Genomic DNA, 9,605 nt, shown 5'->3' with positions numbered 1-9,605 from the left:
GCCGGCACCACGCTCGACCTCGGCGCCACGGCCAAGGCCCTGGCCGCGGACCGGGCGGCCCGCCGGGCGGCCGCGGCGGTGGGCTGCGGGGTCCTGGTCAACCTCGGTGGCGACCTGTCGGTGGCGGGCGAACCACCGGCCGCCGGCTGGCGGGTCGCGATCGCCGACGACCACGCGGCCCCGGACGTCGGCCCCGGACGTCCGGTCGTCTCGATCCGCGACGGCGGCCTCGCCACGTCCGGTACCACCGTACGGACCTGGCGGCGCGGCGGCCGGACGCTCCACCACATCGTCGACCCGGCCACTGGCGATGTCCCGCCGCCCGTCTGGCGCACCGTCAGCGTCGCCGCGGGCAGCTGCGTGGACGCCAACACCGCCACCACCGCGGCCCTGGTCCTCGGCGAACGCGCCCCCGGCTGGCTGCGCGGCACCGGTCTGCCGGCCCGTCTGGTCCGCACCGACGGCAGCGTGCTGTGCCTGGGAGCCTGGCCCGCCGACGGAGGCGCCCGATGAACGGCGCCGTCCTGCTCGCCTCGGGAGCCTCCGGCCCCAGCCCGCTCTGGTACGCCACCCGGGCCGGCGGCACCGTCTCACTGGTCCTGCTGACCGCGACGGTCGCGCTCGGCATCGCGACGGCGGGACGGTATGCGCCCGTGCGCCTGGGCCGGTTCGAGGTGTCCGCGCTGCACCGCAACCTGTCGCTGCTCACCCTGGCCTTCCTGGGGATGCACATCGTCACCGCCATCGCCGACGGATACGCCCACCTCACCTGGCCGACGGCCGTCGTGCCGTTCGTGGCCCCCTACCGTCCGCTGTGGGTGGGCCTGGGCGCGGTCGCCCTCGACCTCCTGCTGGCCGTCGCGGTCACCAGCGCCGTCCGCGGGCGCCTGGGCCGGCGCCGGTGGAAGGCGGTGCACTGGCTGGCGTACGCGTCATGGCCGGTGGCGCTCTTCCACGCGGCCGGCACCGGCACGGACACCCGCCTGGGCCCGCAACTGGCGCTGTACGCGGGCTGTCTGCTGACCGTCGTGGCCGCTGTGTGGTGGCGGCTGGTCCGGGCCGGGACGCAGACGATCCGGGTTCGCCGGTGGGCGACGGCGGCCTTGATGCTGGTGCCCGTGACACTGGTCGCCTTCCTGGCCGTCGGCCCGTTGCGGCCCGGCTGGGCACACCGCGCGGGTGGCACGGCACAGGCCCCGGCTCCGTCCACCGTCCCGGCGGCCCCCCATCAGTCGCCGCCGCCCCCACAGCAGCAGCACGACCAGGAAGCCGAACACGAGGGAGACGACGCCGAATGAACTCCGACACCGGGACCGTCCTCGCCGGAGACCATCCGGCGGCCCCCTGCGGCCCGTACGGCGAACGCCTGCTGTACGGCTGGTACGACACCGGCCGGGCCGCCGACCTGACGGAACACCTCGGCCGCTACGGCCCGGTCCCGCTGTCCTCGGCACGCAGCGGCGGGGCCGCCATGCCCCTGGTGCGCGCCGTGGAGGAGGCCGGGCTCACCGGCCGGGGCGGCGGGGGTTTTCCCACCGGCCGCAAGCTCCGCTCCGTCGCCGGAGCGAGCGCGCCCACCGTGGTCGTCGCCAACGGCATGGAGAGCGAGCCGGCCAGCCACAAGGACGAGGTGCTGCTCGCCCTCGCCCCGCACCTCGTCCTGGACGGCGCGGCGCTGGCCGCCGTCGCGGTCGGCGCCAACGCGGTGCACCTGTGCCTGCCCCGCACCCGGGCGACGCAGGCGGACCAGCTCACCGCGACGGTCGCCGAGCGGCGCCGCGCTCGGCTCGACCCGGTGCCGGTGAAGGTCCACACGCTGCCTCACCACTTCGTCTCCAGCGAGGAGACATCCCTGGTGAGCTGGCTGAACGGCGGCGACGCCCGCCCCCTGGCCACCCCACCGCGCCCCTTCGAGAAGGGCGTCGGCAAACGGCCCACCCTGATCGGCAACGTGGAGACCCTGGCCCACCTCGCGCTGATCGCCCGCTACGGCCCCGCCTGGTTCCGCGAGAGCGGTAGCCACCAGGCACCGGGCACCACGCTGGTCACGGTCTCAGGCGCCGTCCAGTGCCCGGGGGTGTACGAGATCCCGGCAGGCAGCCCGGTGACGGCGGCGCTGCGCCGGGCCGGCGGCCCTCAGGGGCGGCTCGGCGCCGTGCTCGCGGGCGGCTTCTTCGGCCGCTGGCTGCCGGTGCCGCTGAGCGACACCGCGCCGGACCGGGGCGCGGGCGTCCTGGTGGCGCTGCCCGAAGGCACCTGCGGGCTCGCCGAGACGGCAGCCGCGCTGGGCTACCTGGCCGCGCAGAGCGCCCGGCAGTGCGGGCCCTGCCGGTTCGGCCTGCCGGCCGTCGCCGAGGACTTCGCCGCGCTGGCCCGGGGCACCGCCGACACTCAGCGGCTGGACCGGCTGCACCACCGCCTGGGGCTGCTCCCGGGGCGCGGCGCGTGCAGCCATCCCGACGGCGGGGCGCGGCTGGCCGCCTCGGCCCTGCGGGTCTTCGCCGACGACGTCCACCGGCACGTACACGCCGGACCGTGCCGCGCCGCGTACGCCGCCCCGCTCGTCCTGCCCGTGCCCGCCGCCCGGCCCCCTGAGGAGGAGGAATGGCGATGACCCGCGCCCAAGCCCACGTACTGGCCGTCGATTTCGCCGCCTGCGACGGCCACGGACTCTGTGCCGAACTGCTGCCCGAACTGGTCGGCCTGGACGAATGGGGCTACCCCGTGCTCCACAGACCCACGGTCCCGCCCGATCTGCTTCCCCACGCCCGACGCGCGGTCGCCGCCTGCCCGCTGATGGCGCTCCGTCTGAACCGCGTGCCCACTCCTCCGCCCGACCGGCTCTCGAGCCGCACCACAGCCGCGCCACGACGAGTGGTGTCCCACGGACAGCCGGGGTGACCGTCGCTCGCCGTCCGGTCAGCAGTCTTTCGGCGACTTGGCCGTCGTCGTTGCCGCACAGCCGCGCGTCGGAAATCACCGCAAGCGGCCGGGCCGGGGCTCGTCGCTGTGCCGGAGCCAGGCTCGGACCCCCGGCGCGACGGCACACCTGACCCACCCGGACACGCAATCGGCCACGCACCGAACGCGGCATGATGTCGCATTAGAAGCCGATACGCATGGAACAGCCGTTCCGCTCCACCATGAGGCATTTACGGGCGGGGAGATATTCGCCACTGGTGAGTCAGTAGCGAGAAATGAGAGGGCTTTCACGGGGACGGTCAATCGCTGCCGACGGAATCGGTCGATATCGCGGAGTCGGCCCACGTGCCGAACTCAGAGGGAATTCATAGGCAACCCGCATGAGGCGACATCTCGCCCTGAACAAAAGGGGCATCAAGCAACATTGTCGCCGCAATCTTCTCGCTCGATGACGCCTTTCGGCCTGTGAGGGTCATGTAGCCTCTGTGACCAAGCTGTGTCCCTCCAAGGGGAACGCCCATGGGAAGGCAGGACTCGGGGCGGCTGTGTCATTCCCGGCGTGAATGCGCTTTTCGAGTTCGCGCATTCCGCGGGGACGTCAATACGAGGAGCTCGTAACATGCTCGCGAAAAGGTGCCGGTCAGACGCGGACCTACCATTGTCGCGCCTGCCGGAGAACTGGCGGTCGCGCTCATGACGGTCGGCGTCTTCGTGCTCCTGGGCTCCGGAGCCTCCGCAGCGACGCAACCGATACCCGGGTCGCCGCTGGACGCGTACAACCACCACATTTCCTACGACCCGGGCGTGCACCAGATCGCGCGGTTGGCCGCACTCATCGCCTATGTGCTGATGGTCTCCACGGTGGTCCTGGGAGTGACGCTCCGGCTGCGGTTCATGCAGCGCGCCGTCAACCGGGCCACCTTCTACGGAGCTCACATGACACTGGCGCTGTCAGCGATGATCTTCGGGGGTATCCACGGCCTGACCTTCCTGTACCAGCCGATCTGGCGGATCGGCTGGCCGGAGCTGACCGTACCGTTCGTCGGAGGCGTTCAGCGCGTACCGGTGGGCCTGGGCATCCTGGGGACGGAACTGGCCGTCGCCGTCGCCTGCTCGGTCTGGCTGCAACACCGCCTGGGCTACCATCGCTGGCTCAGGACACACCAGCTCGCCTACGCGTCCTTCGCTCTGATCTGGCTGCACATCTTCCTGGTCCATCCGGAACCGCGCCATCTGAACCTGGTTGCGGTCGGCGTCGCCGCAGGCGCCGGAACGGTGCTCGTGGCTTTCCTGATACGCCTCTTCCCCTCCGCTTCCAGGCTGCGGCAGCGTGCCTTTCCGAGTGAGGTCGGAGGGGCTCGGTGACGCACCCCCAACCCGGCCCTCCGGAGGTCCATACCTGGCCCACGGCCCCGAACCACAGCCATGATCTTGTGCCCTCGGTACCGCGCCAGGCGCAGCACGTCACGCCGCCGGACCAGCAACGCGCGGTCGTACACCAGGCACCCGCGATCTCCGCCGACTCGTTCAGCCTGCCGCGGCCGGCGCTCGTCCCGGAGGACGAGCCCGTCCGCATCAGCGTGGACAACAACCGGTGTCACATCTACGGCATCTGCCAGCAGGAGGCGCCCGAGGTCTTCCGGATCTCCGAGGGCGGATCGCTGCACTACACCCGCGGCGTCCCCGCGGACTTCGCTGCCAGGGCGCGGCAGGCCGCGCGCTGCTGCCCCATGCAGGCCATCGCGATCGAGGGCGGACGGAGCTCCGGCTCGGGGTCCTCCGGCGACCGGCGTGGCGCGCGTCCCGTGCGCAGCGGGGCAGGGGCCCGGGCGAGCAGCAGGCGCATCGTCGTTGCCGGGGCAGGGCTGGCCGGGCTGAGCGCGGCAGCCCGGCTCAGAGAGCGCGGCTTCGACGGAGAACTCGTCATCGTGGGGGAGGAGCCGCACCGCCCCTACAGCCGCCCGCCTCTTTCCAAGCAGTACCTGTCCGGTGAACTGAGCGAAGAGCAGCTCGTGTTCAGGGCGGACGAGGAGCTGGATGCCCACTGGTTGCTGGACACCCGACTGGTCGGCCTCGACCTCTACGGATCGGCCCTGGAACTGCCGGGTGGTGAGCGACTGCCCTTCGAGGGGCTGATCGTGGCCACGGGGGTGGGCGCCAAGCGCCTTCCCGAGGCTCCGCTCTTCAGCGAGCGAGTGCGCACCATTCGCACGCTTCGGGACGCGGCGGCGGTACGACAGGCGATGGACGCCGCGCGGGCCCGTCATGTGGTGATCCTCGGCGGTGGATTCGTCGGATGCGAACTGGCGTGCACGGCCCGGGACAGTGGTCTGGACGTCACCCTTGTCGTGCACAGCGCTCCGTTGCTGCGGCGGGTGCTCGGCGAGCGCCTCGGTGCCGTGGTCGGCGACATCCAGCGCAGGGCGGGCGTGGACGTGCGGCTCGGCACGCAGGTCGTCGACTGGCAGGACCACGGTGACGTACTGAGGCTGCGGCTTGACGACGACGAGATCATCGACTGCGACTTCGTCGTCCTCGGCCTGGGCGGCGAACCGCGCACCGAATGGCTGCGCGGTAGCGGACTGGACGTCTCCGACGGTGTTCTCTGCGCCCCCACCTGCCACGCGATCGACGCGTGGGGCCGCCCCACTCCGCACATCGTCGCCGCAGGTGACGTGGCTCGCTGGCCCAACCTTCGCTTCGACTCCGAGCCGCGGCGCATCGAGCACCTCATTCACGCCGTGGAGATGGGCCAGCAGGCCGCCGACGCGTTGTTGCGCGGGCCCGAACGTGCCGCGCGATTCGCCCCGGTCCCGCGCTTCTGGTCCGAGCAGCACGGCACCCGGATACAGGCTGTGGGAATTCCGGCCCTCGGCGCCGAGGTCGAGATCACCGAGGGGTCCCTCCGCTCCGAGCGCTTCGTCGCCCGCTATACCCGGGACACCCCTCACGGTCCTCAGATCGTGGGAGCGGTCGCCTTCGACATGCCGCTGGAACTCCTCGACTACCGAGACCAGATAGGCCGAACCCGTCCGCGCACGCGGACCACGAACAGAAGGAGGCGACGATGAGCCGGGGTAGACGCACCCGTGGCCGCCGCGGCGGACGTCCGGCGTCCGGCGGACTGCTGACCTGGGTGATCAGCCTGCCCGCCCGCCTGCACCTGCGCTGGCTGGTGATCCTCGTCGTGACGGCGGCGGTGATGGGTGCTTACGGAAGGGTGCTGGTCACCGCGTCGCCGATGCCGCCGGGCAAGGCTCCGGCCGCCGGCGCTCAGCAGGGGCGCAGCAGCCCCACCCCACACGTCGGGAAGGCGTCGCGAGCCAGGTAGCGCGCAGTCAGGGGCCCGCCCCCTCGACCGGCCAAGATCCAGCTCACCAAGATCCCTGTCACGGCCGACAAGCCGGCGAGATGGCCAGCAGCGGTGCGAGGTGATCGAGGACGCGGTCGGCCGCGGACTTCGAGACCCCGAACGACTGCGCCACCTGCCGCAACGTGAGGTTCGTGCGCCGGTGCGCAGCCACCAGCGGCACCGGTCCGTCGGCGACAACCGCCAGGGACGGCCGCGATGAACGTCACCACCACGGCGTCGGACCAGCGCCGCCAGTTCCCGAAGGACTCCTCGCCGACGGCGGCGCAGACGCCGGGCTGAGTCCTCCCGGGTGGACTCGTCAGGGTGTACTCCCAGGTCATATGGGTCCGCCTGGTCGATGTGACCGGGCGGACCTTGCGGTTTCGGGTGACGATTGTGGAGGATGCCCGGTGGGGACCGGGGCCCCCGTGTCGAAAACGGCAGGGGCGGACCGCTACCCGGAGTACGCATCAGGAGACAGCGATGTCGTCCCAGCAGGCTCAGCCCGTCGAGGCTCAGGAGCCCGAGACCCCGCATCTCGACTTCCAAGGAACGACGCCGTACGAGGACTATGTCCAGGCGGACGTTCTGACCCACCTCCAGCACACCCTCTCCGACGACCCCGGAGAGATGGTCTTCCTGGTCACCACCCAGGTCATGGAGCTGTGGTTCACGGTCATCGTCCACGAGTGGGAGACCGCGGCGAACGCGCTCCGCGAGGACCGGGTGCCGGTCGCGGTGGCCGCGCTGAAGCGGTCCGTACGTGAGCTGGAGGCGCTGAACGCCTCCTGGCGGCCCCTCGCCCAGCTCACCCCCGCCCAGTTCAACTCGTACCGCTCGGCCCTCGGCGAGGGCTCCGGCTTCCAGTCCGCGATGTACCGCCGGATGGAGTTCCTGCTCGGCGAGAAGTCCGCGTCCATGCTGGTCCCGCACCGGGGCGCGCCGCGTGTGCACGCCGAGCTGGAGAAGGCACTGCACGAACCGAGCCTCTACGACGAGGTCCTGAGGCTGCTCGCGAGAAGCGGCCACGCGGTCCCGAAGTCCGTACTGGACCGGGACGTGTCCCAGCGATACGAGTCCTCGCCGGAGGTGGAAGCGGTGTGGACGGCCCTGTACGCGGGCGACGAGCACGACGAACTCGCCCGCCTGGGTGAGGCGTTGACGGATGTCGCCGAACTGGTGTGGCGATGGCGCAACGACCATCTCGTCGCGACGCGCCGCGCGATGGGCGCGAAGACGGGCACGGGCGGCTCCGCCGGGGTGGCCTGGCTGGAGAAGCGGGCGCAGAAGAACGTGTTCCCCGAGCTGTGGACGGCGAGGTCTCATGTCTGAGCGGTCTGAGCGGTCTGAACCGGGTGTCTCCGAGCGGTCCGACCTGTATGCCAGGGCCGCCGAACTGGACGCCTCCGACGAACTCGCCAAACTGCGTGCGCAGTTCGTCCTGGACGACGTGGTGTACCTCGACGGGAACTCACTCGGCGCGCTCCCGGCGTCGGTCCCCGGCCGGATCGACGACGTCGTACGCCGCCAGTGGGGCGAACTGCGCATCCGCTCCTGGGAGGAGAGCGGCTGGTGGACGGCGCCGGAACGGATCGGCGACCGGATCGCGCCGCTGGTCGGGGCGGCCCCCGGCCAGATCGTGGTGGGCGACTCCACGAGCGTGAACGTCTTCAAGGCCCTGGTGGGAGCGGTCCGTCTGGCCGCCCTGTCCTCCGACGGGCGTGACGAGATCATCGTCGACGCCACGACGTTCCCGACGGACGGCTACATCGCGGCTTCCGCGGCCCGCCTGACAGGCTGCGAACTGCGCCCCCTGGAACTGGCGGAAGTCCCCTCCGCACTGGGCCCCCGCACAGCGGCGGTGCTGCTGAACCACGTCGACTACCGAACCGGCCGTCTGCACGACCTCCCGGCCCTCACGTCCGCGATCCACGACGCGGGTGCCCTGGCGGTCTGGGACCTGTGCCACAGTGCCGGGGCCCTGCCGGTGGACCTCGACCGCCACGGGGTCGACCTCGCGGTCGGCTGCACATACAAGTACCTGAACGGAGGCCCGGGCTCCCCGGCGTACCTCTACGTCCGCGCCGACCTCCAGCCCCGCTTCGACTCCCCGCTCCCCGGCTGGAACTCCCACGCCGATCCCTTCGGCATGAGCCCCGCCTACGAACCGGCCCCGGGCGCACTGCGAGGCCGCGTCGGCACCCCGGACATCCTCTCCATGCTGGCCCTGGAGGCCGCGCTGGAGGTGTGGGAGGGCGTCTCGATCGACTCCGTCCGCACCAAGTCCCTCGCCCTGAGCGACTTCTTCCTGGAATGCGTCGAGGCGTACGTCCCCCGGGGACGCGTCGAGTCCCTGACCCCCTCCCGCCACGCCGAACGCGGCAGCCAGGTCGCCCTGCGCTGCGCGGACGCGGGCGAGGTGATGAAGCGCCTGATCGAACGGGGCGTCGTGGGCGACTTCCGGCACCCCGACGTCCTGCGCTTCGGCTTCACCCCCCTGTACGTGGGCTTCGGGGACGTGGAACGGGCGGCGCGGGTGCTGGGGGAGACGGTGCGGTAGGGGCGCAGCCACGGACCCCGGGGTGCGTCCGTCGGCTGCGGGCGGGCGGGGCGGCGGGGGCGAGCAACCCCCGGCCGACCCCCACGCCGGTTCACTCCCCGACGACGTACACCCCCGCCACCGCCGCAGCAAACGCCCCCTCCGCCGCCCGCTCGGCAGCCCCCTCGTCCGGCACCACCCCAACGGTCAGCAACGAGTAATAGAGCGGCGCCGACACCGCCCGTACGACCATCGCCGCATCGGTCCCCGCAGGCAGCTCCCCCCGAGCCACCCCCTCCTCGACACACGGCACCCACTCACTCACCCGCACGTCATAGAAGCGCCGCAACGCCTCCGCCGTACGTACATCGCACGTCGCCGCGGCGATCACGGCCCGAAACAACGCCCCCTGCCGAGGATCGGCCAACGTCCGCCGCACCAACGCGGCGTTGGCCCGCAGATCACCACGTACGGACCCGGTCTCCGTACGCGGCGACGACTGCTCCGCCATGTCACCCAGCAGATCGGCGACGAGCCCCGTCACCGACCCCCACCGCCGGTACACCGTCGTCTTCCCGACCTCCGCCCGCCGTGCCACATCGGCGAGATCGAGATGCGCGAACCCCTCCTCGGCGAGTACATCCCCCGCGGCACGCAACACGGCCGCACGAACCCGGGCGGTACGCCCACCAGGACGTACGGTGCCGGGTTCACCAGGATGTACGGTGCCGGGTTCACCAGGATGTACGGTGCCGGGTTCACCAGGATGTACGGTGCCGGGTTCACCAGGAA

The 9,605-nt window shown here is 71.9% G+C and carries 10 protein-coding genes and 1 pseudogene; 9 read left to right on the top strand and 2 right to left on the bottom strand.

Annotated features, from left to right (window positions below; genetic code table 11):
* From ABZ656_RS46565 to ABZ656_RS46535, 7 genes are all read left to right on the top strand, one after another.
* The coding region (locus ABZ656_RS46565; RefSeq protein WP_360277119.1) for an FAD:protein FMN transferase at nt 1-513 on the top strand (513 nt) is incomplete at its 5' end.
* Nucleotides 510-1,298, top strand: coding sequence for a ferric reductase-like transmembrane domain-containing protein (locus ABZ656_RS46560; protein WP_360277117.1), 789 nt, complete (start codon nt 510-512; stop codon nt 1,296-1,298). The genes ABZ656_RS46565 and ABZ656_RS46560, both read left to right, overlap by 4 nt.
* Nucleotides 1,295-2,614, top strand: coding sequence for an NADH-ubiquinone oxidoreductase-F iron-sulfur binding region domain-containing protein (locus ABZ656_RS46555; RefSeq protein WP_101399503.1), 1,320 nt, complete (start codon nt 1,295-1,297; stop codon nt 2,612-2,614). The genes ABZ656_RS46560 and ABZ656_RS46555 overlap by 4 nt, the downstream gene beginning before the upstream one ends.
* Complete coding sequence (locus tag ABZ656_RS46550) at nt 2,611-2,901, top strand: ferredoxin (protein WP_101403620.1); 291 nt, start codon at nt 2,611-2,613, stop codon at nt 2,899-2,901. Before ABZ656_RS46555 ends, ABZ656_RS46550 begins: the two co-directional genes overlap by 4 nt.
* Nucleotides 2,902-3,615: 714 nt before the next feature.
* Nucleotides 3,616-4,287, top strand: coding sequence for a ferric reductase-like transmembrane domain-containing protein (locus tag ABZ656_RS46545; protein ID WP_101399505.1), 672 nt, complete (start codon nt 3,616-3,618; stop codon nt 4,285-4,287).
* Nucleotides 4,288-4,355: 68 nt separating this feature from the next.
* The gene (locus ABZ656_RS46540; RefSeq protein WP_360277113.1) at nt 4,356-5,993 is read left to right on the top strand and encodes an FAD-dependent oxidoreductase; all 1,638 of its coding nucleotides are present in this window, start codon (nt 4,356-4,358) and stop codon (nt 5,991-5,993) included.
* Nucleotides 5,990-6,253 carry a hypothetical protein gene (locus ABZ656_RS46535; protein ID WP_101399510.1) on the top strand — a complete coding sequence of 88 codons (264 nt, stop codon included), beginning with the start codon at nt 5,990-5,992 and terminating at the stop codon, nt 6,251-6,253. Before ABZ656_RS46540 ends, ABZ656_RS46535 begins: the two co-directional genes overlap by 4 nt.
* Before the next feature lie 73 nt (nt 6,254-6,326).
* On the opposite strand, the pseudogene ABZ656_RS46530 reads toward ABZ656_RS46535, so the two are convergent.
* Nucleotides 6,327-6,532: pseudogene (locus ABZ656_RS46530) on the bottom strand (transposase family protein); the annotation flags it as partial.
* Nucleotides 6,533-6,757: 225 nt separating this feature from the next.
* Here ABZ656_RS46530 and ABZ656_RS46525 point away from each other — a divergent pair.
* Together ABZ656_RS46525 and kynU are read left to right on the top strand one after the other, a co-directional pair.
* Nucleotides 6,758-7,606: a tryptophan 2,3-dioxygenase family protein gene (locus ABZ656_RS46525; protein ID WP_101399512.1), complete on the top strand. Its 849-nt coding sequence runs from the start codon at nt 6,758-6,760 to the stop codon at nt 7,604-7,606.
* Entirely contained in the window at nt 7,599-8,834 is a 1,236-nt protein-coding gene (gene kynU, locus ABZ656_RS46520) for a kynureninase (RefSeq protein WP_360277109.1), read from the top strand. Before ABZ656_RS46525 ends, kynU begins: the two co-directional genes overlap by 8 nt.
* Before the next feature lie 91 nt (nt 8,835-8,925).
* On the opposite strand, the gene ABZ656_RS46515 is transcribed toward kynU, so the two are convergent.
* Complete coding sequence (locus ABZ656_RS46515; protein WP_360277106.1) at nt 8,926-9,474, bottom strand: TetR/AcrR family transcriptional regulator; 549 nt, start codon at nt 9,472-9,474, stop codon at nt 8,926-8,928.
* Nucleotides 9,475-9,605: the final 131 nt, after the last annotated feature.

The sequence above is a fragment of the Streptomyces sp. NPDC007095 genome (assembly GCF_040634475.1).
Classification (GTDB): Bacteria; Actinomycetota; Actinomycetes; order Streptomycetales; family Streptomycetaceae; genus Streptomyces.
The sequence above is the reverse complement of the archived record's forward strand: the minus strand, read 5'-3'. Positions and strand labels throughout refer to the sequence as shown.

Coding starts and splice junctions, on each gene's coding strand:
- kynU (WP_360277109.1), top strand. CDS start 7,599: ATGTCTGAGCGGTCTGAGCGGTCTGAACCGGGTGTCTCCGAGCGGTCC.
- ABZ656_RS46560 (WP_360277117.1), top strand. CDS start 510: ATGAACGGCGCCGTCCTGCTCGCCTCGGGAGCCTCCGGCCCCAGCCCG.
- ABZ656_RS46535 (WP_101399510.1), top strand. CDS start 5,990: ATGAGCCGGGGTAGACGCACCCGTGGCCGCCGCGGCGGACGTCCGGCG.
- ABZ656_RS46555 (WP_101399503.1), top strand. CDS start 1,295: ATGAACTCCGACACCGGGACCGTCCTCGCCGGAGACCATCCGGCGGCC.
- ABZ656_RS46525 (WP_101399512.1), top strand. CDS start 6,758: ATGTCGTCCCAGCAGGCTCAGCCCGTCGAGGCTCAGGAGCCCGAGACC.
- ABZ656_RS46550 (WP_101403620.1), top strand. CDS start 2,611: ATGACCCGCGCCCAAGCCCACGTACTGGCCGTCGATTTCGCCGCCTGC.
- ABZ656_RS46545 (WP_101399505.1), top strand. CDS start 3,616: ATGACGGTCGGCGTCTTCGTGCTCCTGGGCTCCGGAGCCTCCGCAGCG.